This is a genomic window from Mesorhizobium sp. M4B.F.Ca.ET.214.01.1.1 (assembly GCF_004791545.1).
Classification (GTDB): domain Bacteria; phylum Pseudomonadota; class Alphaproteobacteria; order Rhizobiales; family Rhizobiaceae; genus Mesorhizobium; species Mesorhizobium abyssinicae.
On the sequence record NZ_SRUX01000011.1, the window covers coordinates 160,044 to 186,592 of the forward strand.

The following is a 26,549-nucleotide window of genomic DNA, read 5'->3' on the forward strand; positions in this document are numbered from 1 at the left end:
GCACAGGAGTGCCATCCGAAGCAAATGCATTCCCGCCTCCACGGCTGAGAGCAGGCCGAACTTTACACTTTCGAGCGGAGGCCGACTCCTGTCACCCGCGAACGGCCTTAACAGCGCGTTTCTGTCCGAGGCGCGATCTCGCGTTTTCGGCGGTTGGGTTCGTCGTGGCTACGCAAGTCGCCAGCGCCAGAACTGCACTACTCCTTAGGGCGGTAGGGTTAGCGATTGCGCTTTCGCCGGGAACAATGCAGCCTAGCCTGGGGTTCGAGAAGCTACTTCCCGGCGGGACCATGCAGGACGCGGCTCAGCAACTGGTGCAGAGGTCATGACACGCGCTCAGTTGGCCGGCGTCGTCCTGGGCCTGTCGCTGGTAGCGGCGCTGACCATTGTCCGGGCGAGCGACCCGCAGCCGTTGAGACTCGCCCGCGAAGCGACTTTCGACCAATATCAGCGGCTGGCACCTCGCAGCTTCGAGGCGATGCCCGTCCGCGTGGTCGACATAGACGAGGCTTCGTTGCGGCAGTTCGGGCAGTGGCCGTGGCCCAGGGATCGCATGGCCGCCCTGGTCGATAAACTGGCGGAGCTTGGCGCGGCAGTCGTCGCATTCGACATCCTTTTCGCCGAGCCCGATCGTCTGTCGCCTCGCACTGTTGTCCGCGACGTGCCAGGCATCGATCCTGCCCTGCTCGATCGCCTGCCCGACAACGACGAGATCTTCGCCCGGTCGATCGCCGGCAAGCCGGTTGTCCTGGGTTACGGCATCTCCAACGAAGGGACCTATCACCCGCAGGTGAAGGCTGGCATTGCCTTTACCGGCGAGAGCCCGGTCGATGCTCCTCCCCATATCAAGGCAGCCACACCGCTGCGGCCGCAGCTTGAGGCCAATGCCGCCGGCATCGGACATATCAGCCTCAATCCAGGCAAATCGACCGCTGTGGTGAGGACAGCTCCACTCTTTCTGAGTGATGGCGAGCAGCTTTGTCCGGGTCTTGCTCTCGAAGCCATGAGGGTAGCGCAGGGCGCCTCCACCTATCTGATTGCCGGCGCGCCCGAGGGGCAGGGCATAATGACCTCCGTCAAGATCGGCGACTTCGTTATCCCGGTGACCTCGGCAGGCGAACTCTGGCTCTATGTCAGCCCCGACAGGGCGGAACGGTATGTTTCGGCGAAGGACGTGCTTGCACCCAATGGCGTCTCGCCCCAAACAAGGGCCGCGATCGAAGGCAACATCGTGTTTGTCGGCACTTCCTCCGCCGGGCTGCAGGATATTCGTGTCACGGCGCTCGGTGAGAACGTGCCGGGCGTCTCGCTCCACGCGCAGATGGTTGAACAGGTGCTGTCCGGCCACTATCTGTCGCGGCCCGACTGGGCAAACGGGCTGGAAATCGCGTCGATCGCGATGCTGGGCAGCCTTCTGGTGCTTCTCACGATTTTCGTGAGCCCTGCGATTGCTCTCGCCTGCGGCCTGGCGATCACCGGCATGGCGCTCGTTGCATCATGGCTTGCCTTTTCGCTTGCGGGACTGCTGTTCGACCCGTTTGCGCCAATCGTCATGGGCTCGATCACGCATTTCGCGACCACCTCTTTCCGCTTCCTGGTGACTGACCGGGAGCGGCGCGCTATCCGGCGGGCGTTCGGTCAATATTTGTCGCCATCGCTGCTCTACCGTATCGAGCACACCCGCGACGCGCTTCGTCTTGGCGGCGACGACCGCGAGTTGACCGTGATGTTTGTCGATGTACGCAACTTCACCGAGATCAGCGAAAGACTGCCGCCCACCGCCGTCGTGGGGTTTCTGAACACGCTTCTCGACGCGCTCAGCCGTCATGTCACCGCCAACGAAGGCACACTCGACAAGTTCATCGGCGATTCGATCATGGCCTTTTGGAATGCCCCAATCGATGTCGCCGATCATCCCGCCAAAGCCGTTCGCGCGGCATTGGCCATGCGCGAGACGATTGCCCGCCTCAACGAAAGCGACGCATTCGGATTCGGGGCCGAGCAGGCGGTTCGCATCGGCATCGGAATCCATACCGGCGTCGCCTGCGTGGGAAACATGGGTGCTGAGTCGCGATTCAACTATTCGGCGGTGGGCGACGCAGTGAACACCGCAGCGCGTATCGAGACGGTGTGCAAGACGGTGAGCTTCGACATCCTCGCGTCCGACGACACCGTAAGATCGCTGCCAGGCTGGGCTTTCCTCGACGCGGGATCGCTGGAGCTCAAGGGAAAAAGGGCGAGGACGAGAATCAATGCCGTCGTCGGCGATGAAAGTGTTGCCTCGTCGCCGGATTTTGCGGAATTGCGGCTTCTGCACGGCAAGCTCATCGAGGCGTTGCGTTCGCGCTCGCCAGGCAGCCGAAAGATCATCGCGGCGGCCAAAGCCAAGGCCGCGGGCTTGCCGGCGGGCTTGCAGGACTTCTATGGCAGGATATCGCGCAGAGCGGATGATTTTCTTGCCAAACGGGCGGGAGCGGGGGTGGAAGCGACTGCCGGCTATGCGGAGCAACAATTCGGCTCCAACTCCTGACCTGCATTTGGACACGGCAGTTGGCCGCCGCGCTCGCTGCTCTTTTTCGGCCACACCGATCTAGAAGGACTCAGCCCCGACCGGCCAGCGAAGCCGAGCGCAGGACGCGCCAGGAAAAAGAGCGGCTGTCTGTTGCGCTTGCCCTATCAGTATTTTCGGCCAGGACCGTAGGATTTTCCGGGATTGCTGGGGTCGTGCTTGCCCGGGTCATTTCCATGACCGTTGTTGCCGTCATCCGTTGGCGGGGCCGGCGGGTCCGGCGGATCCGGCGGATTGGGTGTGCCCGGACTGGGTGGACTGGGCGCCCGTTGCTGCTGCGGCCGCGGCGTATGCTCCTGCTGAATGGCGACCTTAAGCCCGCAATTTCCGCCGGTACCGAAGCCTCCCGAAAGCTGCTGAGTGCCGGTCAGAAACGGCAACGCCCGCTGGGTGCCGAGTGCGGTGAGCACAGATCGATTGACCTTGGTAACGTCGCTCATTGCGCCTGATGGCGACGCGACCACACAATCGCAGCGCTGCTTCAGTTCCCTGCATCCGCCACCGCTGCAGAACCGAGCCGACCCCTTCAGGAGCACGACGGCGGTTTTGCCGTTGGGCGCGATGTGAACGTCGAATGCTGTTCCCCGCACCCCTATCGTGCCCGCGGGCGTGACGATCTGGTAGGCGGACGAGGACGAGCTTCCGCTTATCCAGCGAAACGTTCCCTTGGCGGCGCGGATAGTAAGGTTCTTCACCGAATTATCATCGTTGAAGACGTACTTGTCGATGACGACGGAAGAGCCCCACCCTACAGCCAGTTTGGTGCCATCCAGGAACACGAATTGGCCAAGCCCGGTATTGGATGTCCTGATACGTTCGTCCCGATGAACGGGCGCGCTGACCACCAGCGGTCCGGTTGCGCCGGTGACGGCAGTCTTGATCACGACGGCCTTGCCGACTGTTTCGGCGGCGGCTATCGGTGTCGTATTGCTGAGCGTCGCGGCAAGCGCGACAACAGCAGCCCACCTCAAGGACGGCATGGCATCCCTCCTGCCATGGCTTATTAGCACATGCGCAAAAGGCTGTCCTTACGTCAGGGCATACCTCAAATGGAGTAGGGCAGAGCCACAATCCCTCCTGGTGCCCAAGGGCTGCGGCAGCGGAATTTCCATGTAGCACGTACCATCGAACCTGATACTTTGGACTTCTCTGAACAACTCGGACTTCACTAATGGAGCGCCGGCTTACCGCGATCCTCGCTGCCGATGTGGTCGGCTACTCCAGGCTCATGGGGCTGGACGAGGCGGGCACGCTGTCGGCGCTGAAGACCCACCGACGCGAGATGGCGGACGCCAAGATTGCCGAACACCGGGGGCGGATCGTCAAGCTCACCGGCGACGGCATGCTGGTCGAATTCCCAAGCGTGGTGAACGCCGTGGCGTGTGCCGCCGAGATCCAGCGCAAAATGCGCGAGCGCAATGTCGACGTTTCGGAAGACAGGCGGATCGAGTTCCGCATCGGCGTCCATCTCGGCGATGTCATTGTCGAGGACAACGACATTTACGGCGACGGCGTCAACATCGCGGCGCGTATCGAGAGCATGGCCAGGCCGGGGGGCGTAGCAGTATCCGGCTCGGTCCGCGACAATGTTGGCAACCGGCTCGACTTGGCCTTCGACGATACGGGCGAGCAGATATTGAAGAACATCGAGCGGCCGGTCAGGGTCTATAACGTCGACCTCTTCGCAGACGCGCCGCCCCGATCCATTGCCTCGATCGCTCGAGAGAAAACCGAGCCGGCCGCCCAGGCCGAGCCGTCGATCGCCGTCCTTCCCTTCAACAACATGAGCGGCGACCCCGAGCAGGAATATTTCTCTGACGGAATCACCGAGGACATCATAACGGACCTCAGCAAGGTCGGCGCATTGGCGGTCACTGCGCGCAACACGACCTTCGCCCTCAAAGGCAAGGCAATGGACGTGAGCGAAGCGGCGCGGCAATTGCGCGTTTCGCATGTGCTGGAAGGCAGCGTGCGCAAGGCGGGTAGTCGCGTTCGCATCACCGCGCAGTTGATCGACGGGATGAGTGGGCATCATCTGTGGGCCGAGCGCTACGACCGCGATCTCAACGACATATTTGCGCTCCAGGACGAGATCGCGCGGGCCATCGTCGATGCCCTGAAAATCCGGCTGATGCCGGCCGAGCATGCTGCCATCGGCAAGCGCACGACCGAGAACGTCGAAGCCTATCAATATTACCTGATGGGACGGCAGCATTTCCTGCGTCTGGGCCGTCGCAATCACCTTTCCGCCCGACGCCTCTACCAGCGAGCGCTCGAGATCGATCCCGAATACGCGCTGGCGCGGGCCGGGCTGGCGCTGGCTGAAGGCATGTTGCTGAGATCCGGAGATCGCAGCGCAAATCTCGTCACCTTAAGCGCCGAGGCGCAGCGCGCGCTGGCATTGGACTCGACGCTGGCGGAAGCACACGTGGCCGACGCGATGGCACATTTCCAGAAGGAGCAGATCGAGTTGGCAGGCGTTGCCTGCCGGCGAGCAATCGCGCTCGATCCCAATCTCTACGAGGCGCACAGGACCCTGGGCGACGTGCTGCGCATGGAGCGCAAGTTTGCAGAGGCCGCAGCCGCCTATGAGAAGGCGGCGGAGGTCGATCGCAACAGCTATGGTGCGATGTGCATGCTGTGGGATTGCCGCAAGACCCTGGGCGACGACGAGGAGGCCCACAGGCTTTCACGGGGGGTGCTGACCCGCATCGAGAAAGCCATGCAACTGTATCCGGACGATGGGGCAGCCTATGCCTATGGCTGTTACATCCTCCACAATCTCGGCCTGGAGGAACGCGCCCTTGAGTGGGCCGAGCGCGCGATCACCATCGATCCGGAGGACTACAACAGCCACTACAATGTCGCGTGTTTCCTGGCGGCGATCGGCGCCGTCGAAAAGGCGATCGACACGTTGGAGCACAGCGTGCCGCAGCTTGGATTGCAGCAAGTGCACTGGATGGCGCAGGACGTGGATATGAATCCGCTGCGCGATCATCCGCGCTATCGGGCGCTGATCGAGCGCCTGGAGATCAGCTTGGCCGAGGCGGAAGGCCGATCAACCAGCGGGCCCGAAGCGCGGTCTGGTGGAGCTTAGCGCCACTTCCCGTACAGGATTGCGATGACGGCTGTGGGGGGCACAGGGGACTGCGAGGACAACACAGCGCTGCGCTCGGTGGAACAGCTCTCTCGTTTGTTCGGAAGCGTCTTCGAACACTCAATGAAATCAAGGCACTTGGGAATTTGGTACGCCCAAGGGGAATCGAACCCCTGTTACCGCCGTGAAAGGGCGGTGTCCTGACCGCTAGACGATGGGCGCGCTCAGATGAAGCGGCTTATAATTGCGTTGTTCGCAACCGGCAACCCGTCTGCCGCCGCCTGCGACAACTTTTTTCAACAGTGGCAAAAATCGCGATTTGGGCACGCCGAGGGATGGGTTTCGAGCCCAAGCGGTTTCGGAAACAGTGCCGGCAATCGGCAAGGCTGGTGAAGGATCAGCCGTCGCCGCCGCCGCTGCGCCGGCGGCAGCGCCAGTTCCAGTCGCGCTCGGGACCGACGTCAACATGGATGGATTCGGTGTGGCAGTAGGTGCCGACGCCGCCGCGGCCGGGCATGGAGCGGACGTAGCTTGCCAGCTCCCATTTGGAGACGCCGGGAACCTGGATGTCGGCGGCGGCGCAATACATGTGCAGCGAATTCTTGGCGCCGTTGGCGCGGCGGTTGCGGGACGGGTCGCGATAGCCTGAGGTGACGACCATCTTGCGGCCATAGTGGCCCTCGATCGTCTTCAGCACCCGCACCAGCGACGGCTTCAGGCAGGCGACGTCGACGCTTTCGTTCTGCTTCAAGAGGCCGTTGGGCGCGAGCCGCGCCATGCCGGCGGCCGACGCCACCTGGTAGGAGCCGCCCTCATCCTCGTTGAGGTCGACGTCGCTCTCGTCGTCGATGCCGGACTTGCGCTTGATCTCGAACAGCGCCGTCTGGCGCACGCCGGGCAAGGCATCGGCGCCGGTGATGTGGTTGCTCGGGTCGTCGAGCGAGGCCAGTTGCACCGGCTTTTCGGCCGGGGTGGCGGAAGCGAGCGTGATGATTGGCTTGGCGGGCGCAGTCGCCTTGGCGGCCGCCGGCTGTTCGCCCGAGCGCGTGTTGACCAGCGGCGTGGGCGCCGCCGACGCCGGCGCGGTGCTGAACAGCGAGGCAAACAGGCCCTTCTTCGGCGCGGCGATCGGCTGCTGGGGTGCTTCGCCGGCGGTCACGTAGACGCCGTTGTTCATCGGCCGCGCGGCGGCCTCGGCCTGCGGCTTGGCTGCGGTCGCGGCGGCATCGCCAGCGGCGACCTGCTGCGCGACGGCCTGCGTCTGCTCGGCTGCCTGGGCCTGCTGCACCAGTGGCTGCGGCGTGTTGCCGGCGATGGTGTCGGCGCCGGCGGGCACGTTGATCGGGAAGGCCGATCCGGGCTTCGTCACCGGTACGTAGGCAACCTTCTCAGGCAGAGGCTTGTCGTCCTCGCTCATCACGGTCGACACCGCCTCCGATGAGGCCGACGTCACCTGCAGAGACGAATCGGTCGAGGTCGCTGGCTTGGCGCCGGTTGCAGCGCTCATCTCGGTGGTGGTGGTATTGTAGCCGGGCATGCCGACCGACATCGTGGGGTCGCCGGCGGAGGTGCAGGAGGCCAGAAGCACTGAGAAAAGCGCTGCCGCAATGCTGCGACCTTCCCTCCGCGCGAGACGCCAACCACCTGATCTCAAAACTAAATTCCCCCTCGGTATCCGGCCGTCTGGTCATCGCCGCAGCGTTCTACGCCCCTCGCAACGGCTGTTCTGTTCCCAAACCGGAAACGGGACCTGTGTCAAATCTGCAAGCCTCGGAAGTAATCGTTTTTTCCAGGCGAAATGAAGCCGCCAGATAGTTGACGCCACCATTTCGACCTGTTTTAGCGGGCCGTCAACTCACCAGACATTACAGACTGTTACACGCGCACCTTGACATAGGTGCCCGGCGCATCGCCCAAGGTTTTCATATGCTTGCCGGGTTTGCGCGCCGGCACGCGGGCTTTGTCCTGGGTCTCGACCCAGTGCTGCCAGTGCGTCCACCAGGAGCCGGGATGCTCCACGGCGGCGGCGAACCACTGGCCGAAATCACCCACCGGTTTGCCGCCGGTCCAGTACTGATACTTCTTCGCGGCCGGCGGATTGACGACACCGGCGATGTGGCCGGAGCCCGCCACTACATATTCGACGTTGCCGCCGAAATAGCGCGAGCCGAGGAACACCGACAGCGCAGGCGCGATGTGATCCTCCTTGGTGGCCAGGTTGTAGACGGGGATCCTGATGTCGCCCAGCGAGACGGTGCGGCCGGCAAGCTCCATAGTGCCGCGCGAGAGGTTGTTCTCGAGATAGCAGTTGCGCAGGTAGAAGGAATGGTTGGCCGCCGCCATGCGGGTCGAATCGGCATTCCAGTACAAGAGGTCGAAGGGCAGGGGATCCTTGCCGCGCATGTAGTTGTTGATGACATAGGGCCAGATCAGGTCGCCCGAGCGCAGCATGTTGAAGGCGGTCGCCATCTTGGTGCCGTCGAGATAGCCCTTCTCGTTCATCGACCGCTCGACCGCCGCGACCTGGTCCTCGTCGACGAATACTTTCAGGTCGCCGGCATAGGTGAAGTCGACCTGCGTGGTGAAGAAGGTCGCCGATTTGATGCGGTTGTCGCCCTCTTGCGCCAACAGCGCCAGCGCCGCGGCGAGCAGCGTGCCGCCGACGCAGTAGCCGATGGCGTTGACTTCCTTCTCGCCGGTGGCCTTCTCGACCATGTCGAGGCCGAATTGCAGGCCTTCGCGGATATAGGCTTCCCAACCCTTGGAGCCGTGGCGCTCGTCCGGATTGATCCAGGAGATGACGAAGACGGTGTGGCCCTGCTCGATCGCCCAGCGGATGAAGGATTTCTGCGGGTTGAGATCGAGGATGTAGAACTTGTTGATCCACGGCGGGCAGATCAGCAAGGGACGCTTGAGCACGGTCTCGGTCACCGGATCGTACTGGATGATCTCGGCGACGTCGCTGCGACCGACCACCTTGCCGGGCGTCGTCGCCACGTTCTTGCCGATCTCGAAGGGCGAATAGTCGGCCTGGCGGAGCTTCAGGTCGCCCTTGCCGGCGGCGATATCCTCAGCCAGCATCTTCATGCCGCGAACCAGGTTCTCGCCGTTGGAGGCGACGGTCTCTCGGAACAGTTCCGGGTTGGTCAGGATGAAGTTCGACGGCGCGATCGCGTTGGACACCTGCTTGACGTAGAAGCTGGCCTTGTGGCGCGTGTGCTCGTCGAGACCCTCGGCATGCTCGACCAGATCGGCCGCCCAGCGCGAGGTGACGAGATAGGCCTGCTTCAGGAAATCGAAGAAGGCGTTGCGGCCCCATTCCGGGTCCTGGAAGCGCTTGTCGCCGCGTTCGGGCTTGACGGCGTCGTCAGGCGGCGCCTCGCCATTCGGGCTGACACGCTGGATGGCGTTTGCCCATACCGTCATGTAGCCGGCGAACAGCCGCGTCTGCGCCTCCAGCGCGCGCTGCGGGTCGGCCAGCCAGTACTCGCTGAGCTTGGAGAAGGTCTTGACCATGTCGACGACAGGCTCGGCGACGTGGTCGCGCACCTCGCCCTTCTCGCGCGGCTCGGCCCAGGCGGAAGCCGCCTTGCCGGCCTGCTCGACCATGCGCGCCATGTTCAACGCGAAGCGTTCCGGGTCCTTGACCAGATATTGCTCGACCGACGAAGGTCCGCCATCTTCCGCTTTGTCCGAATCGGCAGCTTTGGACATGGTTCGCGGGGTTCCTCCCGGGGCGTTTTCTTGACATATTATCATGGGACATCTGACCGGGTCCAACACGCTCTAACCCGGCTGCCAGGAAAACAATATGACGATTAATATTGGCAAGACGGTTTTTTCGGACGCCGGTCGCATTTGCCGCAACGCCGCGGCGATGGCGTTGCTGTCGGCCGGCATGCTGGCGGCGGGCGGCTGCTCGACCAGCAACACTTCGAATACGGCGCCGGTCGCCGGCGTCGAAGGGCCGAAGGACACCGGTTCCTATCCGAACCTCAACATTCCGCCGCAAGTGGCCGCCAAGCAGCTCACCAAGGAGGAGACGGACGCCAAGCTTGCCCAGTTGAAGGGCGAGCAGCAGGCGCAACTCGCCAAGAGCGGTGGCGGCGGCCAGACCGCAAGCCCGGCGGCGCTCAACTCGCTGGCCAAGAACCATGGCGACCAGGCGCTGAAGCAGATCGAGACGAAATGCGATCCCGCCCTCGACCCTAGCTGCAATTAGGGATATATCGCGCGCCGAAAACCACCTTTGAATGTCTGGAACTGACATGGAAGAATTTCACAAGGTCCGCCGGCTTCCGCCTTACGTGTTCGAGCAGGTCAACCGGCTGAAGGCCAGCGCCCGCTCGCGCGGCGCCGACATCATCGACCTTGGGATGGGCAATCCGGACCTGCCGACGCCGAAGGCCATCGTCGACAAATTGTGCGAAGTGGTGCGCGATCCGCGCACGCATCGCTATTCCTCCTCGCGCGGCATTCCGGGCCTGCGCCGCGCCCAGGCGGCGTACTATCAGCGCCGCTTCGGCGTGAAGCTCAATCCCGACACGCAGGTGGTGGCGACGCTTGGCTCGAAGGAAGGCTTCGCCAACATGGCGCAGGCGATCACCGCGCCCGGCGACGTGATCCTCTGCCCGAATCCGACCTATCCGATCCACGCTTTCGGCTTCATCATGTCGGGCGGCGTCATCCGCTCGCTGCAGGTGGAACCCGACGACGGCTTCATCCCGGCGGTCGAGCGCGGCATCCGGCACTCGATCCCGAAGCCGCTGGCGCTGATCCTCAACTATCCGTCGAACCCGACGGCGCTGGTCGCATCGCTCGATTTCTACAAGGACGTCGTCGCCTTCGCCAAGAAGAACGACATCATCATCCTGTCGGATCTCGCCTATTCCGAGATCTATTTCGACGGCAATCCGCCGCCCTCGGTGCTGCAGGTGCCGGGAGCGATCGACGTCTGCGTCGAGTTCACCTCAATGTCGAAGACCTTTTCCATGCCCGGCTGGCGCATGGGCTTCGCCGTCGGCAACGAGCGGCTGATCTCGGCGCTGACGCGGGTGAAGTCCTACCTCGACTACGGCGCCTTCACGCCGATCCAGGTGGCGGCGGCGCATGCGCTCAACGGCGACGGCGCCGACATCGCCGAGGTGCGCGAGGTCTATCACAAGCGCCGCGACGTGATGGTCGATTCCTTCAGCCGTGCCGGCTGGAGCATTCCGGCGCCGGCAGCCTCGATGTTCGCCTGGGCGCCGATCCCGGAGCAGTTCCGTCACCTCGGCTCGCTCGAATTCTCCAAGCTCTTGATCGAGCACGCCGACGTGGCGGTGGCGCCCGGCGTCGGCTTCGGCGAGCATGGCGACGATTTCGTGCGCGTGGCGCTGGTCGAGAACGAGCACCGCATCCGCCAGGCGGCCCGCAACATCAAGCGCTTCCTGGCGTCCACCGCCAAGCAGCCCAACAATGTGGTGCCGCTCTCCGCGCACCGCTGAGTTCGCCTGACATCACCGATCGAATTTTTGAGGGGCATCGCCGGACATGGCTGAAGCGTTGCGTGTTGGAATTGCCGGCCTCGGCACGGTCGGCGCCTCGGTGGCGCGCGTGTTGCGCGACAAGGCGGCCGAGCTCACCCGCCAGTGCGGCCGCGACATCGTCGTGGCAGCCGTCTCGGCCCGCGATCCCAAGCGCGACCGCGGCGTCGACCTTGGTGGCGCTCAATGGTTCGACGATGCGGTCAGGATGGCGGAGACGGCCGATATCGACGTCTTCGTCGAACTGATCGGCGGCGACGAGGGGCCCGCGCGGGCCTCGGTGAAAGCAGCACTCGAGGCCGGTCGCCATGTGGTCACCGCCAACAAGGCGCTGCTGGCCAAGCATGGCGTGCAGCTGGCCGAGATCGCCGAGAAGAAGGGCGTGCTGCTGAACTACGAAGCGGCGGTCGCCGGCGGCATCCCGGTGATCAAGACGATGCGCGAGGCGATGGCCGGCAATTCGGTCACCCGCGTCTTCGGCATCCTCAACGGCACCTGCAACTATATCCTGACCCGCATGGAAGCCGAGGGCATCACCTTCGACGCCTGCCTGAAGGACGCGCAACGGCTCGGCTATGCCGAAGCCGATCCGACCTTCGACATCGAGGGCCACGACACCGCGCACAAGCTGTCGATCCTGACCAGCCTTGCCTTCGGCACGAAGATCGCCGCCAACGACATCTACATGGAAGGCATCTCCAACATCACCCAGGCCGACATCCGCGCGGCCGGCGACCTCGGCTACCGCATCAAGCTGCTTGGCGTCGCGCAGCGCACCGAGAGCGGCATCGAGCAGCGCGTGCACCCGACCATGGTGCCGACGGCTTCCGTCATCGCGCAGGTGCACGGCGTCACCAACGCGGTGGCGATCGAGACCGACATCCTGGGCGAGCTCCTGCTTTCCGGCCCCGGCGCCGGCGGCAACGCTACCGCCTCGGCGGTGATCGGCGATATTGCCGACATCGCCAAGAGCCGGCCGGGCTTCCAGCACGGTCCGGTCTTCGGCCGCCCGGCGAAGGAGCTGAAGCCCTACAAAAGGGCGCAGATGCGCAGCCATGCCGGCGGCTATTTCATCCGGCTCACCGTGCACGATCGCATCGGCGTCTTCGCAGCGATCGCCAAGCGCATGGCCGACAACGACATCTCGCTGGAATCGATCGTCCAGCAGGCGGCCGGGCCTGAAACCGACGCCCAGAAGACCGTCATCCTCGTCACCCACGAGACGACGGAGGCCGCGGTGCGCAAGGCTGTCGAAGGCATCACCAAGGACGGCCATTTGACCGACAAGCCGCAGGTGATCCGCATCGAGCGGGCGGAATAGCCAAACTCTCCTTTAATCGATTGATATTGCTGGGATTTCAAAAAATCCGCGGCCAAGTCTTGCCGTTGTCACGGAGCTTTGACACAAGAAACGCGCCTCTGGCGGGAGGCAGCGTTTCAACGAGGAACTGCCGCTTATGAACATCGCGCAGAACATTGTCGCCGGCCTCGACCGGATACTCACCATGGAGTTGGTGCGCGTCACCGAGCGGGCAGCGGTGGCGGCCGCCAGACTGCGCGGGCGGGGTGACGAGAAGGCGGCCGACCAGGTCGCGGTCGATGCCATGCGCCAGGAGCTCAACCGCCTCGCCATCAAGGGCACGGTGGTGATCGGCGAGGGCGAGCGCGACGAAGCGCCGATGCTCTACATCGGCGAGGAGGTCGGCACCGGCAAAGGCCCGGCGGTCGATATCGCGCTCGATCCGCTCGAAGGCACGACGATCTGCGCCAAGAACCTGCCCAACGCGCTGGCGGTCATCGCCATCGCGGAAAAGGGCAGTCTGCTGTTCGCGCCCGACGTCTATATGGACAAGATCGCCATCGGTCCCGGCTATGCCGACGGCGTCATCGACATCGATGCCGCGCCGGCCGACAACATCGCCAGTCTGGCCAAGGCCAAAGGTGTCGCGGTGTCCGACATCACCGCCTGCATCCTCGACCGCCCGCGCCACGCCAAGCTGATCGATGCGGTGCGCGCGACGGGCGCGGCGATCCGGCTGATCGGCGACGGCGATGTCGCCGGCGTCATCCACACCACCGATCCGGAAGAAACCGGCATCGACATCTATCTCGGCACCGGCGGCGCGCCGGAAGGCGTGCTGGCGGCGGCGGCGCTGCGCTGCACCGGCGGCCAGATGCAGGGCCGGCTGATCCTCGAGACGCCGGAGAAGGTGGCGCGCGCCGCCAAGATGGGCATTTCCGATCCGAAACGGGTCTATCAGGCGAAGGACATGGCGCGCGGCGACGTGCTGTTCGCGGCAACCGGCGTCACCGACGGCAACATGCTCGACGGCGTCAAGTTCGGCCGCACCTTCATCACCACCCACACCATCGTGCTGCGGTCCTCGTCGCGGACGGTGCGCGAGATCAAGGCGCGCCACCAGGATCTGGAAAAGTTTTGATTCCGTCCCGATTAGCCGTCGCATATTAGTATCGGCACTATGAAAATATGCGGGCGGCGCGTCGCATGACGGGCGAAAGACGGCTTTTCCTGGATGTCAGGCAGTCGGCCACCGGTGTCTCCTGGGAGCACCGGCTGACCGAACGGCAGGATATGAACGCGCTCGCCATCGCCCAGGGCCACGGCGTGCCCGACATCGTCGCACGCGTGCTGGCCGGACGCGGCGTCACTGCCGAGCAGACCGAGCGCTTCCTCGACCCGACGATCCGCGACCTGTTGCCGAACCCGGCCTCGCTCACCGACATGGACAGGGCGGCGGCGCGCATCGCGGAAGCGATCGTCGCCAAGGAGAAGGTGGCGATCTTCGGCGACTACGATGTCGACGGCGCCGCGTCGTCGGCGCTGCTCAAACGGTTCCTGGCGCATTTCTCGGTGCCGTCGGAAATCTATATTCCCGACCGCATCTTCGAGGGGTACGGCCCCAATCCGGAAGCCATGCGCGACCTCGTCTCGCGCGGCGCCAAGCTGATCGTCACCGTCGACTGCGGCACCAACAGCGCCGTCTCGATCGAGGCGGCGAAGGAAGCGGGCGCCGATGTCGTGGTGCTCGACCACCACCAGGTCGGCGGACCGCTGCCAGCGGCGAATGCGGTGGTCAATCCCAACCGCGAAGACGATCTTTCCGGGCAGGGCCATCTTTGCGCCGCCGGCGTCGTCTTCCTCTGCCTGGTGCAGACGGCGAAGGTGCTGCGCGGCCGGCTGCCCGAGGCGGCACAGCCGGACCTTCTGTCATTGCTCGACCTGGTGGCGCTGGCCACCGTCTGTGACGTCGTCCCGCTCACCGGCGTCAACCGCGCCTTCGTCGTCAAGGGGCTGCAGGTGGCGCGCCAGCAGAAGAACGAGGGTCTGGCAGCCCTTGCCCGGGTGTCGCGCATCGGCGAGCCGATCAGCACCTTCCACCTCGCCTATCTGATCGGGCCGCGCATCAATGCCGGCGGGCGCATCGGCGACGCCGCGCTCGGCAGCCGCCTGCTTGCCACCGACGATCCGGTCGAGGCCGGCACGATCGCCGAGACGCTCGACCGGCTGAATCAGGAGCGCCAGCAGATGGAGCTGGAGATGCTGGCCGAGGCCCGCGCCGAAGCCGATGCCGAGCTTGCCGGCGGCAATGGCCCGGCCATCGTCGTCACCGCCAGCCAGACCTGGCATCCGGGCATTGTCGGGCTGCTCGCCTCGCGGCTCAAGGACCATGCACGGCGGCCGGCCTTCGCCATCGCCTTCAACGCCAATGGCGTCGGCACCGGCTCCGGGCGATCGGTGTCTGGCTTCGATCTCGGGCGGCTGGTGCGCGAGGCGGCCGATGCCGGGCTGATCGTCAAGGGCGGCGGCCACGGCATGGCGGCCGGCATCACGGTCGAGCGGGCCGGGCTCGGCGCGCTACGCGCCTTTTTCGAAGAGCGCGCGGCGGCCGATGTGTTCAGGCTGCAGGACGAGGAGAGCCTGGCGATCGACGGCGCGCTCGCCGCCGAGGGGGCGACGCTCGCCTTGCTCGACGCGCTGGAAAAGGCCGGTCCGTTCGGCGCCGGCCATGTCGCGCCGGTGTTCGCGCTGCCGCGCCACCGGCTGACCGACGCGCGGCCGGTCGGCACCAATCACATCCGCGCCGAGCTGCAGTCGCAAAGCGGCGGCCGCATCCAGGCGATCGCCTTTCGCGCCGTCGATACGGCGCTCGGCGAATTCCTGTTCAGGAACCGGGGCAGGACGGTGCATATCGCCGGGTCGCTGTCCGGCAACTACTGGAACGGCAACCGCACGGTGCAGTTCCGCATCACCGACGCGGCGCTGGCCTGAGGCTTTCGGGTGATCGTGAATTAGGCGAGAACGGTCTGCAGCCGGGTCAGTTCGCCGATCTGCGCCTTCGTCGCCTGGTAGCCGAGGCTGATCGCCTCGTCGGCGCGATGGAATTCGGTCAGGCCGATATGGCTGAGCTTGGGCTGCAGCGACATGTCGGGCGGGTCGCCGGCGAGCCTGGCGCGCGAGATCCGGTCCTGGATGATGTTGAAGGCTTCGACCATGACGCCGGTGATGCCAAGCCGCGTCTGGTGCGACTGGTGCGCAGCATCGATGTGGCCGGGTTGAGGCGCGTCCTTCTCGATGACCAGCTCGCCGGCGCTGTGCTTGATGACGGCGGCGCGGCCGAACAGGTCATAGTGGAGGTTGACCGCCACGACGAGCGGCTGCTCGTAGGCGCGGCAGACCGAAACCGGCACCGGGTTGACCAGCGCGCCGTCGACCAGAACGCGGCCGTTACAGTTCACCGGCTCGAACACGCCCGGCAGCGCATAAGAAGCGCGCATGGCCGTGATCAGCGAACCGTTGGACAGCCAGATCTCATGGCCGGTGCGGATTTCCGAGGTGACGGCGACGAAGGGCTTCGACAGGTCCTCGAAGCGGATGCCGGCCATATGCTCGCGCAGCCTTGCGTCGAGCTTCAGGCCGCCGAACAGGCCGCTGCCGCGCAGATTGAGATCGAGGAGGCCGAAGATGCGCCGCTTGGTCAGGCTGCGGGCGAATTCCTCCAACTGGTCCAGCTTGCCGGCCAGGTAGCAGCCGCCGACCAGGGCGCCGATCGAGGTGCCGGCGATCATCGACACTTCAATGCCGGCCTCGTCGAGCGCGCGCAGCACGCCGATATGGGCCCAGCCGCGCGCGCAGCCACCGCCGAGCGCCAGCGAAATACCCGTCTTCTTGCCAGGCTTCTGGTCGGATGCGCCGCCGGACGAGGAGGGGCCGTTGGCCTCTCGAACATCTGGTCTGCCACGTAATGACGCCCATTCGAGCATCATAATCTCCCCTTATCCCACATTCCTTCTACAGCAAGGATGTTTGAGAATAGTGAACATGAGTGGTTTGTGAATATTGAATGGTTCACACCGGCTTCCGATACGTTTCACCCGCATCGAACAGCGGCCTGCTGCCGTCGTCGGCAAGCACCGCCTTGCCGTCGTTCAGCCCCACCGTCCGATAAAAGCAGGAACGTCGACCGGTGTGACAGGTTGCGTCGTGGCCCAACACTTTCACGCGAAGCCATATCGAATCCTGGTCACAATCTGTGAGCATCTCGACGACGGTCTGGACATTGCCCGAGGTCTCGCCCTTCTTCCACAGCGCGTTGCGGGAGCGCGACCAGTAGTGGGCGATGCCGGTTTCCAGCGTCAGCGCCAGTGCCTCGGCATTCATGTGCGCGACCATCAGCAGCTTGCCGTCCTCGGCGTCGGTGACGACCGCGGTGACAAGGCCGGCTGCATCGAAGCGCGGCGAAAAGGCGGTGCCTTCCTCCAGCGCTTTCTTGTCTGATGGAGCCTCTGGGAATTGCAGTGCCGACATCGCCGGTCCTTAGCTATTAAAGATATTCAGGGGAGGCTGGGCCATGCAAAATGGCGGCTTCCGCCGCTTCCAGTGCTCACGTACTTTTCATACGCTCAGCTCCGGACCTCGGAAACCACCATTTTCGACTAAGCCTACGCCTTTGGCAGGTGACGGCCGACGATCAGCCGCGCACCATGGTGACGAAGCGGACCTGCTCCTCGGGCGTGTCCTTGAAGACGCCGGTGAAGGTCGAGGTCAGCGTGGTGGAGTCCTGCTTGCGGATGCCGCGCATGGCCATGCACATATGCTCGGCCTCGATCATGACGGCGACCCCGCGCGGATTGAGCACGTCCTGGATGACGCCGGCGATCTGCGCCGTCATCGCTTCCTGCGTCTGCAGGCGATGGGCGAAGATATCGACGACGCGGGCGATCTTGGAAAGGCCGACGACCTTGCCGTCGGGCAGGTAGCCGACATGCGCCTTGCCGATGATCGGCACCATGTGGTGCTCGCAATGCGAATGGAATTTTATGTCCCTGACGATGACGAGGTCGTCATAGCCGGCGACTTCCTCGAAGGTGCGGCCGAGTTCGTCGGCCGGGCACATGTCGTAGCCGTTGAACATTTCGCGGAACGCCTTGGTCACACGCTTCGGCGTGTCGATCAGGCCCTCGCGATCCGGATTGTCGCCGGTCCAGCGCAGCAGCGTGCGCACGGCGGCCTCGACCTCGGCTTCGCTCGGCCGATCGGTGATCGGCTTCTCCATGTATTCGGAGGGTGGCATGAGTTTCTTGATGACGGCATCCATAAAAGGCGTCTCCCGTAGTCCCTCTCTCAGGAGGAACGAGTTGAACGGACCACGACCTTTCGGGTGTTAGAAACTCGCCCGGTTTCCAGCCCGCAAGCGGCGTGAACAAATTTGGGCAGCGATGGCGGCTTTTGGCTGCCTTGTCGATGCCCGACTGCCAGCATTATATATGGTCGTGCCGAGCGAATGAAAGACGCATCAGCGGCAATCCTTGTTCGCTGGGCGGCGACAGATTGGAAAAATATGATCGACGACGTCTACAATGCGAAAATCCTCGGCTTCGCCGGAAACATCGCCCGGATCGGCCGGCTCGAGCAGCCCGATGCGACGGCGCGCGCGCATTCCAAGCTGTGCGGCTCGACCGTCACCGTCGACCTCAAGATGGACGGCGACGTCGTCACCGATTTCGCGCATGACGTGAAGGCCTGTGCGCTCGGCCAGGCCTCGTCCTCGATCATGGCCCAGAATGTCGTCGGCGCCCACGCCGATGAGTTGCGCGCAGTGCGCGAAACCATGCTGAAGATGTTGAAGGAAAACGGCGCGCCGCCCGAGGGCCGCTTCGCCGACCTCAAATTCCTGGAGCCGGTGCGCGACTACAAGGCGCGCCATGCCTCGACCATGCTGACCTTCGATGCCGTGGTCGACGCCATCGGCCAGATCGAGAGGAAGCGGGCCGGGCAGGCGGCCTGAGGATCGGGCTAGGCAGCTCTTCTGGTCACGGCGAACTCGCTTCTGATCCACTCGGCGAACGCCTTGGCGGGTTCCGGCAGATCCCGCAAGCTCCTGGCCACCAGCCAATAGGCGCCGGAAGCAACATCGATGTCGAACGGCTTTATCAAAGTGCCTGACGCGAGTTCCTCGCCGACCTGTAGGAGATCGCCGAGGGCCACGCCATGGCCGAGCAGGGCCGCCTGCTTCGAAAGCGAGATGTCGGCCAGCATCGGGCCTCGCGCGGCTACCGCGTCGGCGGGCACGCCGGCAGCCTGGAACCAGCGCGCCCAACCCTGGCGGTTTTCTTCGTGCAGCAGGGTGTAATGGCGAAGGTCGATCGGCTTTTCCAGGGGAGGGCCCGATGCCAGCAAGCCCGGTGACAAGACAGGTGAATCGACAGTCGAGACCAGGCGCTCGGCTTCAGCGCGCGGCCATGACGTGGCGTGCGCGCTGAAACGCAAGGCGAGTTCGGGCTGATCGCTGCGGAACTCGATCGGTCGCACATCGACTTCCAGCGACACGTCGATGTCGGGCCGCAATTGGCGAAAGCGATTGAGCCGCGGGACCAGCCACACGGCGGCGAGCGATGGTTCGACGCTGACGCGGACCACGGATTGCGCGGGCGAGGCCGCCAGGTCAGAAAGCACCCGGTCGATGTCGTCGAAGCTTCTGACCAATCGGTCGAGCAGCCGTTGCCCCGCATCCGTCAGCTCGACCCGCCGATGCAGGCGATGGAACAGCGGTTGGCGCAGGAAGGCTTCGAGTTCCCTGATCTGACGGCTGATGGCGGCCTGCGAAACGAAAAGCTCTTCGGCGGCGCGGCTGAAGCTCAGATGCCGGCCGGCGGCTTCGAAACTTCTGAGAGCCGTGAGGGGCAGGCGGCCGCGTTTCATTCGCATAACCTCAAGTTATCCGACCTGGACGTTATACTCGTTTGAGGGAGAAGACCAGCGGCGGTCTAATCGGCACTCAAAGGAGAGCTGACATGATCCAGTTCCTGAACATTCTTCACGATGTCATGCGGATCGCGACGTTCCAGTGGCGGGGCGACACGCAGCAGAGCGGATGCGGCGAACGATGGCCCGGCCACGGCCGCGGCGAAAGCGCGTCGATCGATCGCCATCGCATCCGTCGTGCGCGGCCGTGAGGACGATCGCCGACATGGGATTGCGTTCGGCGCGCAACCTCCACATCTATGGCGGGGAGAACGCGGCGATGCGGAGATTGCGGTGCACGATCACCAAGGGCATGCGCACGGCGCCGGGCCGGTCCGGCGCGGGCGCAACTGGCCGGGACCCTGGCGCAGGACGCCGGGCCGTGTCTTCGGCACGTCGCTTGTCCGTCTCTATCAACTGACGCTGTCCGGCTTCGTCGGCAATTCCTGCCGGCATCTGCCGACCTGCTCCGAATACGCGCATGAGGCGATCGCCCGCCACGGCCTGTGGGCCGGCGGCTGGATGGGGCTTTTCCGGGTGCTGCGCTGCGGTCCGTTCGGAACGCATGGCATCGACCTTGTGCCCGAGACGCTCGCCAAACGCTATCTCTGGTTCACGCCCTGGCGCTACCGCCAGATCGGCAAGAAGCGCGGCGATCTCGAGGCCTGAGGGTCTGCCACGGAGCGGTGGCCGGACCATCAAGTCTTAACGATCTGGTTAGGTTAACCGCATGTTGCTGTGAACTCGCGCATTTGAGACAAAATCGAGACAAGAGGCCCCGCTAAGTCGCTCCTGTACCCTTCAGGAGAGAGACTGCCATGCGCCAGATAGATCGCCTTCCGTTCGTTTTTGCCGCCGTTCTCTTCCTGCTGGCCTGGCTGCTCGGGTTCCCGATGCGCGCGCAGTCGGCGCCGCTCGGAGATATCGAATGCACGCTGATCCAGGATGCGGCGAGCGGTGACACACTCTATCGCGACGGTGTCTGCGACCAGCGCTTCAGCCCGGCCTCGACCTTCAAGGTGCCGCTGGCGCTCATCGGCTATGATGCCGGTGTTCTCACCGACGAACATACGCCGAGCTGGGACTACAAGCCTGAGTTCAACGCGGTGAAGCGCGATCGGAAGACGGTCGATCCGACAGTCTGGGAGCGCGATTCCGTGCTCTGGTACTCCCGCGAAATCACGCGCAAGGTCGGCAGCGAGCGCTTCGCCGGCTACGTTTCGAAATTCGGCTATGGCAACATGGATGTCTCCGGCAATGCCGGCAAGAATGACGGCCTCACACATTCCTGGGTGAATTCCTCGCTGGAGATATCGCCTGCGGAGCAGACTGCCTTCTTGCGGCTGCTGCTTGCCGGCAAGATGCCGGTTTCGGCCAAGGCGCATCAGATGGCGGAGGCGATCGTCCCGAGCTTCGAGGCCGGGGGCTGGGCGGTGCAGGGCAAGACCGGCAGCACGAGACTGGGCAAGGGCGGCGAGGACGAGCGCTCGCTCGGCTGGTTCGTCGGCTGGGCCGCAAAGGGCGAGCGCCGGATCGTCTTTGCCCGGCTGGTCGTCGACACGAACCGCAGCGATATGCCAAAGGGTCCGAAGACGCGGGCAGGGTTCCTGAAGGATTTGCCCGGCCTGGTCAAATAGAGGGGTGCTGCAGCTTTACGGCGGCGGCATCTGCCCATAAAAGACTGCCGCCGCCGGACGCATCCGGCATTTCACCACCCGCGCTCGTTTGCGGGACTGGATAGGAGAACTCCATGCTGAATTCCGTTTCCCTGACATTTCCCGATGGCTCCGTCCGCGACTACGACGCGGCGATGACCGGCGCCGGCCTTGCCGAATCGATCTCGAAGTCGCTGGCCAAGAAGGCCGTGGCCTATGCCATCGACGGCACCGTGCGCGACCTTTCCGATCCGCTCGGCAAGTCCGGCAAGGTCGAGATCATCACCCGCGAGGATCCGCGCGCGCTGGAACTGATCCGGCACGATGCGGCGCACGTGCTGGCGGAAGCCGTGCAGGAACTGTGGCCGGGAACGCAGGTGACCATCGGGCCGGTGATCGAGAACGGATTCTATTACGACTTCGCCCGCAACGAACCGTTCACGCCCGACGATTTCCCGGTGATCGAGAAGAAGATGCGCGAGATCATCCAGCGCAACAAGCCGTTCAGCAAGGAAGTCTGGTCGCGCGAGAAGGCGAAGAAAGTGTTTGCCGACAAGGGCGAGCGCTACAAGCTGGAGCTGATCGACGCCATCCCGGACGACCGGGACCTCAAGATCTACGCGCAGGGCGACTGGTTCGACCTCTGCCGTGGACCGCACATGGCCTCGACCGGGCAGATCGGCAACGCCTTCAAGCTGATGAAGGTGGCCGGCGCCTATTGGCGCGGCGACTCCAACAACCCGATGCTGACGCGCATCTACGGCACGGCCTGGGCCGACCAGGCGCAGCTCGACGCTTACCAGACGATGCTGGAAGAGGCCGAGAAGCGCGATCACCGCAAGCTCGGCCGCGAGATGGATCTGTTCCATTTCCAGGAAGAGGGCCCTGGCGTCGTCTTCTGGCATGCCAAGGGCTGGAAGATGTTCCAGAACCTGGTCAACTACATGCGCCGGCGCCTCGACGAGCAGGGCTATCAGGAGGTCAACGCACCCCAGGTTCTGGACAAGAGCCTGTGGGAGACATCGGGCCACTGGGGTTGGTATCGCGACGCCATGTTCAAGGTGACGGTGGCCGGCGACGACACCGACGACGACCGGGTGTTCGCATTGAAGCCGATGAACTGTCCGGGCCATGTGCAGATCTTCAAGCATGGGTTGAAGTCTTATCGCGACCTGCCCGTCAAGCTTGCGGAATTCGGCAATGTCCATCGCTACGAACCTTCGGGCGCGCTGCATGGGCTGATGCGCGTGCGCGGCTTCACGCAGGACGATGCGCATATCTTCTGCACCGAGGAGCAGCTTGCGTCCGAGTGCCTGCGCATCAACGACCTGATCCTGTCCACCTATGCCGACTTCGGCTTCGACGAGATCAGCGTGAAGCTGTCGACGCGGCCCGACAAGCGCGTCGGTACCGACGAGGCCTGGGACCATGCCGAGGAGATCATGAGCGGCGTGCTGGACACGATCCGCACTCGGTCGGGCAATCGCATCAAGACCTCGATCAACCCGGGCGAGGGCGCCTTCTACGGCCCGAAATTCGAATATGTGCTGAAGGACGCCATCGGCCGCGAATGGCAGTGCGGAACCACGCAGGTCGACTTCAACCTGCCGGAACGCTTCGGCGCCTTCTACATCGGCTCGGATTCGGAAAAGAAGCAGCCGGTGATGGTGCACCGTGCCATCTGCGGCTCGATGGAGCGTTTCCTCGGCATCCTGATCGAGAACTATTCCGGCCATTTCCCGCTGTGGTTCGCGCCGCTGCAGGTGGTGGTGGCGACGATCACCTCGGATGCCGACGACTACGCGAACGAGGTGGTGGCCAAGCTCAAAGCCGCCGGACTTTTGGCGGAGGCGGACCTGCGCAACGAGAAGATCAACTACAAGGTCCGCGAGCATTCGCTGGCCAAGGTCCCGGTCATCCTCGTTTGCGGCAAGCGCGAAGCCGAGGAGCAGACGGTCAACATCCGCCGGCTGGGGTCGCGCGACCAGGAATCGCTCGGCCTGGCCGAGGCGATCGCACGGTTGAGCGAGGAAGCGGTAACGCCGGATCGCAAGCGCAAACGCGCTGCCTGACCCGCACATTCCCGATGGCATGGCGGTGGAGCGTTCCACCGCCATTTTCATATGCCTGTCACGCCAAGCCTGTAACGAGCCGCCATGCTCAAGCTGAAACTGCGGGAAAGGCCGTTTCCCGAGCTTTCCTATGCCAGTTCGCATCAGCCGGCGCTGACGCGCTGGCTCATCCATTCGGTCGAGGGCCTGTCCGGCCGCGACCGTTTTGCAGCACTTTATGATTTCTGGCGGCGCCAGGTGGCGCCGAGCGGCGAGCGCGTGTTCAGCCGCATGCTGGAACTCATCGACGTCAGGGTCCGGAACGCCGCTCCATGGCCGCCGGCGAAGCTGCCCGACACGCCATTGGTGATCGTCGCCAACCATCCGTTCGGCATCGGCGACGGCATTGCCGTGCTGTCGCTGGCCGAGCAGCTCGGACGGCCGTTCCGCGTCATGATCCACAAGGATCTGCTCAAGATCCGCGAGATGGAACCCTATTCGCTGCCGATCGACTTTTCCGAGACTAAGGAGGCGCTGAAGAACAATTTGGCGGTGCGCCATGAGGCGGTGCGGCTCTTGAAGGAAGGCATCACCATCGTTGTCTTCCCGGCCGGCGGCGTCGCCACCGCGCCGAAGGGATTCGGCCGAGCAATCGACCTGCCATGGAAGATGTTCCCGGCCAGGCTCATCCAGGACGCCAAGGCCTCGGTCGTCCCCATGCATTTTTCCGGCCAGAACGGCCGGCTGTTCCATCTGGTCAGCGGTCCGATGAACATGGCCGAGCGCGAAGGGCGGGTGGCGAAGTTCGTCGGCAAGGCGTCGCTGACGCTGCGCTTGTCGCTGCTCATCCGTGAATTCGCGCGGCTGTCGGGCAAGGCCATCGACGTGCGCGTCGGCGATATCCTGACCTGGAACGAACTGGAGCCGCTGCGCGACCGCAAGGCGCTGCTCAACCGGCTCCATCGCGGCGTCTTCGACCTGGCGCCGATCGCGCCGCGCGGTCGCGTGCAATTTCTGCCGCGCCGCATGCGCAAGGCGGCCTGACGGGCAGATCGATCAGTCCGCGCCTTCCTCGGGATCGATCGCCGAAGCCTCTGTGGCCAGCACCTCTATCTCCTGGTTCTGGCCGGCGACGACGGTGAAATCCTTCTGGTAGATGCGGTCGCGGTTCTTGGCGATAATGGTGTAGTCGCCTTCGGCCAGCACCATCGAGGCGAAGGCGCCGACGGTTTCCTTGATCGGGTCGCCGGATTCGTTGAGCAGCGACCAGGAGGTGTCGGCGATCGCTTCGCCGCCGGCCTCGCGCACCAGCTTCATCGTCATCTCGGCGGCGCGATGCTCGACGGTCGCTTCGGTCAGCTTGCCGGCCTCGACGCGGATGTCGGAGCGGATGACGGCATTCACCGAGCCGTAGGTGGAGACGACATGGTAGGTGCCGGCATTCAGCCGCACCACTGCGTTCGGCTCGACGTCAGGGACGATCAGCGCGCGGTCGCCATTGGCCTCGACCTTGTCCTCGTAGATCGAGAAACGCAGCTTTTTCGGCGGTATGTGCACGCCGCCCGACAGCACGGCGTCGAGCTTGAGGCCGCCGGCGTCGAGGACCAGGCTTTCGCGCTTGGCCTCTTTGCCGACGGTGATGCGCTTGGTGGCGCCGGCACGTCCGTAGGAAGCATGGACAAGATAGCTGCCGGGCTCGAGCTGGAACACGGCGGTGCCGCCATGCGCCGAAGCCACCATCGGCAGCTGGCCGTCGCTGGCCGGCTCGGGCTTGAAGACCCGCCAGACGATGCCACGGGTGATGTCGGCGCCCTTGTCGGTCAGTTGCGCCGATAGCGTAATGGCGCCGCCGCCGCTCAAGGCCAGCGACGTGTCGCCTTTCGGCGTCGCATAGCTCGAAATTCCCGGCAGCTTCAGATTGCTGATGCCGTCCGCGTTCTGCGCAAAAACCGGCGAAACCGGCACTGCGAGCAGTGCGGCCGCGAGCCAGACCAGGAAAAGGCGCAGTGTCCCCTCAAACATGCCTTGCGTTGAAGCCCAAGGCGGTGGCAATTTCAAGGCTTAAGAGTCTACAAGGCTCTTGCCGTCCGGCGCGAAGCGCCATTGCCCGAGCCGCCCGAATTCCCGCCGGCGCGCTTCAGCCCAAAACTTATCTTCTAGGAGACTTGCGCCCATGGCGTCGCCGATCATCGACTTCCTGCTGACCCGGAACTCCGCGCCGATCCCGGACCTGAAGGAACCGGCGCCCAGCGACGCCGAGATCGCCACCCTGATCACCGCCGCCACGCGCGTGCCGGATCACGGCCGTCTCGAGCCTTGGCGCTTCATCCTCTACCGCGGCGAGGCGCGCATCGAGATCGGCAAGAAGCTGGCGGCCTTGGCCGAGCAGCGCGAGGGACCGCTGCCCGAGGGCCGGCGCAACCAGGAGCTGGCGCGCTTCTCGCGTGCGCCGCTGGTGATCGGCGTGGTGTCGGTGCCGAAGGAGAATCCGAAGATCCCGCAATGGGAGATGTTCCTCTCGGGCGGCATGGCGGCTATGAATCTGATGATCGCGGCCAACGCGCTGGGCTACGGCACCAACATGATCAGCAACTGGTATTCCGACGTGCCGGAGGGCCGGGCGATCCTTGGCTTGGCGCCGCAAGAGCGCGTCATCGGCTTCGTCCATATCGGCTCCTACGAGGGACCGGCGCCGGAGCGGCCGCGGCCAGATCCGGCAAAACTCTATGCCGACTATTCCGGACCTTGGGCAGGCTAGAGGCCAGATGTTCTACGAACCGTCGAAGGGCCACGGCCTGCCACACGATCCGTCCAAGGCGATCGTGGCGCCGCGCCCGATCGGCTGGATCTCGACCATCGACCGGCAAGGCAAGATCAACCTCGCCCCCTATTCGTTCTTCAACGCCTTTTCGACAAAGCCCTTCATCGTCTGGTTCTCGTCCGAGGGCGAGAAGGACAGCGCCACCTTCGCCGAGGAGACCGGCGAGTTCGTCGCCAATCTGGTCAGCCGCGAGCTGGCGCAGAAGATGAATCGCACTGCGGTCGACGCGCCGCGCGGCGTCAGCGAATTCGGTTACGCCGATCTCACCATGGCGCCGTCGCGCCTCGTCGCGCCGCCCCGGGTGGCCGAGGCGCCCGCCGCGCTCGAATGCCGGGTGACCGAGATCATCCGGCCGCGCGCGCTCGATGGCACGCAGACCAGTGCCGTCGTCGTCGCCGGCGAGGTGGTCGGAATCCACATCGACGACGCTTACCTGAAGGACGGCATGTTCGACATCGTCAGAGCCGGCAATGTCGGCCGGCTCGGCTACATGGACTATGCCAGCGTCGACCAGACCTTCTCGATGCGCCGGCCGCGCTGGGAAAAGGGCTGAACAGAGCTCGGGCAG

23 protein-coding genes and 1 tRNA gene are annotated in these 26,549 nt (G+C 64.4%); 15 read left to right on the forward strand and 9 right to left on the reverse strand.

The annotated features are described in order from the left end of the window. Positions 1–325: 325 nt before the first annotated feature. Positions 326–2,530, forward strand: a complete 2,205-nt coding sequence (locus EN857_RS21985) for an adenylate/guanylate cyclase domain-containing protein (RefSeq protein WP_135858383.1) — start codon at positions 326–328, stop codon at positions 2,528–2,530. A gap of 146 nt (positions 2,531–2,676) precedes the next feature. On the opposite strand, the gene EN857_RS21990 is transcribed toward EN857_RS21985, so the two are convergent. Then, a complete protein-coding gene (locus EN857_RS21990; RefSeq protein ID WP_127285543.1) occupies positions 2,677–3,549 on the reverse strand; it encodes a FecR domain-containing protein in 873 nt (290 codons plus the stop codon). A gap of 191 nt (positions 3,550–3,740) precedes the next feature. On the opposite strand from EN857_RS21990, the gene EN857_RS21995 reads away from it, so the two are divergent. After that, positions 3,741–5,666 carry an adenylate/guanylate cyclase domain-containing protein gene (locus EN857_RS21995; RefSeq protein WP_135858385.1) on the forward strand — a complete coding sequence of 642 codons (1,926 nt, stop codon included), beginning with the start codon at positions 3,741–3,743 and terminating at the stop codon, positions 5,664–5,666. A gap of 147 nt (positions 5,667–5,813) precedes the next feature. Here EN857_RS21995 and EN857_RS22000 read toward each other — a convergent pair. The 3 genes from EN857_RS22000 to phaC all read right to left on the reverse strand — a co-directional run bounded on the left by EN857_RS22000 (position 5,814) and on the right by phaC (position 9,380). Then, a tRNA-Glu gene (locus EN857_RS22000) sits at positions 5,814–5,888 on the reverse strand. 175 nt (positions 5,889–6,063) lie between these two features. After that, complete coding sequence (locus EN857_RS22005; protein WP_245493296.1) at positions 6,064–7,215, reverse strand: YcbK family protein; 1,152 nt, start codon at positions 7,213–7,215, stop codon at positions 6,064–6,066. A 326-nt stretch (positions 7,216–7,541) separates the two neighbouring features. Then, the gene (gene phaC, locus EN857_RS22010) at positions 7,542–9,380 is read right to left on the reverse strand and encodes a class I poly(R)-hydroxyalkanoic acid synthase (protein WP_127283310.1); all 1,839 of its coding nucleotides are present in this window, start codon (positions 9,378–9,380) and stop codon (positions 7,542–7,544) included. A 97-nt stretch (positions 9,381–9,477) separates the two neighbouring features. Between phaC and EN857_RS22015 the strand changes: the two genes are divergently transcribed. From EN857_RS22015 to recJ, 5 genes are all read left to right on the forward strand, one after another. Beyond that, positions 9,478–9,888 (forward strand): hypothetical protein, encoded by a 411-nt coding sequence (locus EN857_RS22015; protein ID WP_187331290.1) that lies wholly within the window; start codon positions 9,478–9,480, stop codon positions 9,886–9,888. Between the two features lie 46 nt (positions 9,889–9,934). Beyond that, positions 9,935–11,152: an LL-diaminopimelate aminotransferase gene (locus EN857_RS22020; protein ID WP_127283311.1), complete on the forward strand. Its 1,218-nt coding sequence runs from the start codon at positions 9,935–9,937 to the stop codon at positions 11,150–11,152. A 46-nt stretch (positions 11,153–11,198) separates the two neighbouring features. After that, positions 11,199–12,512 (forward strand): homoserine dehydrogenase, encoded by a 1,314-nt coding sequence (locus EN857_RS22025; RefSeq protein ID WP_128346125.1) that lies wholly within the window; start codon positions 11,199–11,201, stop codon positions 12,510–12,512. 136 nt (positions 12,513–12,648) lie between these two features. Continuing rightward, positions 12,649–13,632, forward strand: a complete 984-nt coding sequence (glpX, locus tag EN857_RS22030) for a class II fructose-bisphosphatase (protein ID WP_127283313.1) — start codon at positions 12,649–12,651, stop codon at positions 13,630–13,632. 65 nt (positions 13,633–13,697) lie between these two features. Beyond that, positions 13,698–15,482, forward strand: a complete 1,785-nt coding sequence (gene recJ / locus EN857_RS22035; RefSeq protein WP_127283314.1) for a single-stranded-DNA-specific exonuclease RecJ — start codon at positions 13,698–13,700, stop codon at positions 15,480–15,482. A 20-nt stretch (positions 15,483–15,502) separates the two neighbouring features. On the opposite strand, the gene EN857_RS22040 is transcribed toward recJ, so the two are convergent. The 3 genes from EN857_RS22040 to folE form a co-directional block, all read right to left on the reverse strand. After that, entirely contained in the window at positions 15,503–16,474 is a 972-nt protein-coding gene (locus tag EN857_RS22040) for a patatin family protein (RefSeq protein WP_127311330.1), read from the reverse strand. Positions 16,475–16,559: 85 nt separating this feature from the next. Further along, the gene (hisI, locus tag EN857_RS22045; RefSeq protein ID WP_127283316.1) at positions 16,560–17,018 is read right to left on the reverse strand and encodes a phosphoribosyl-AMP cyclohydrolase; all 459 of its coding nucleotides are present in this window, start codon (positions 17,016–17,018) and stop codon (positions 16,560–16,562) included. A 163-nt stretch (positions 17,019–17,181) separates the two neighbouring features. After that, positions 17,182–17,808: a GTP cyclohydrolase I FolE gene (gene folE, locus EN857_RS22050; protein ID WP_127283317.1), complete on the reverse strand. Its 627-nt coding sequence runs from the start codon at positions 17,806–17,808 to the stop codon at positions 17,182–17,184. Positions 17,809–18,051: 243 nt separating this feature from the next. Between folE and EN857_RS22055 the strand changes: the two genes are divergently transcribed. Beyond that, on the forward strand, positions 18,052–18,498 hold the full coding sequence (locus EN857_RS22055; RefSeq protein WP_127283318.1) for an iron-sulfur cluster assembly scaffold protein: 447 nt from the start codon (positions 18,052–18,054) through the stop codon (positions 18,496–18,498). 8 nt (positions 18,499–18,506) lie between these two features. Here EN857_RS22055 and EN857_RS22060 read toward each other — a convergent pair whose 3' ends face one another. Next, complete coding sequence (locus tag EN857_RS22060) at positions 18,507–19,412, reverse strand: LysR substrate-binding domain-containing protein (RefSeq protein WP_127283319.1); 906 nt, start codon at positions 19,410–19,412, stop codon at positions 18,507–18,509. 92 nt (positions 19,413–19,504) lie between these two features. Between EN857_RS22060 and EN857_RS34845 the strand changes: the two genes are divergently transcribed. The 5 genes from EN857_RS34845 (at position 19,505) to EN857_RS22080 (ending at position 24,204) form a co-directional block, all read left to right on the forward strand. Further along, positions 19,505–19,666: a hypothetical protein gene (locus tag EN857_RS34845; protein ID WP_187331291.1), complete on the forward strand. Its 162-nt coding sequence runs from the start codon at positions 19,505–19,507 to the stop codon at positions 19,664–19,666. A gap of 82 nt (positions 19,667–19,748) precedes the next feature. Then, positions 19,749–20,123 carry a membrane protein insertion efficiency factor YidD gene (gene yidD, locus EN857_RS22065; protein ID WP_127283320.1) on the forward strand — a complete coding sequence of 125 codons (375 nt, stop codon included), beginning with the start codon at positions 19,749–19,751 and terminating at the stop codon, positions 20,121–20,123. Between the two features lie 149 nt (positions 20,124–20,272). After that, positions 20,273–21,091 (forward strand): class D beta-lactamase, encoded by an 819-nt coding sequence (blaOXA, locus tag EN857_RS22070; protein WP_128346531.1) that lies wholly within the window; start codon positions 20,273–20,275, stop codon positions 21,089–21,091. 113 nt (positions 21,092–21,204) lie between these two features. Next, positions 21,205–23,181, forward strand: coding sequence for a threonine--tRNA ligase (gene thrS / locus EN857_RS22075; protein WP_127394046.1), 1,977 nt, complete (start codon positions 21,205–21,207; stop codon positions 23,179–23,181). A gap of 84 nt (positions 23,182–23,265) precedes the next feature. Then, a complete protein-coding gene (locus EN857_RS22080; RefSeq protein WP_128275423.1) occupies positions 23,266–24,204 on the forward strand; it encodes a GNAT family N-acetyltransferase in 939 nt (312 codons plus the stop codon). Between the two features lie 12 nt (positions 24,205–24,216). Here the strand turns inward: EN857_RS22080 and EN857_RS22085 are convergent, their stop codons facing one another. Continuing rightward, on the reverse strand, positions 24,217–25,182 hold the full coding sequence (locus EN857_RS22085; RefSeq protein ID WP_127283324.1) for a hypothetical protein: 966 nt from the start codon (positions 25,180–25,182) through the stop codon (positions 24,217–24,219). 151 nt (positions 25,183–25,333) lie between these two features. Here EN857_RS22085 and EN857_RS22090 point away from each other — a divergent pair, with 151 nt between their 5' ends. Both EN857_RS22090 and EN857_RS22095 read left to right on the forward strand, forming a co-directional pair. Then, a complete protein-coding gene (locus tag EN857_RS22090) occupies positions 25,334–25,918 on the forward strand; it encodes a nitroreductase (RefSeq protein ID WP_127393967.1) in 585 nt (194 codons plus the stop codon). A gap of 7 nt (positions 25,919–25,925) precedes the next feature. Continuing rightward, positions 25,926–26,534 (forward strand): flavin reductase family protein, encoded by a 609-nt coding sequence (locus EN857_RS22095; protein ID WP_127393968.1) that lies wholly within the window; start codon positions 25,926–25,928, stop codon positions 26,532–26,534. Positions 26,535–26,549: the final 15 nt, after the last annotated feature.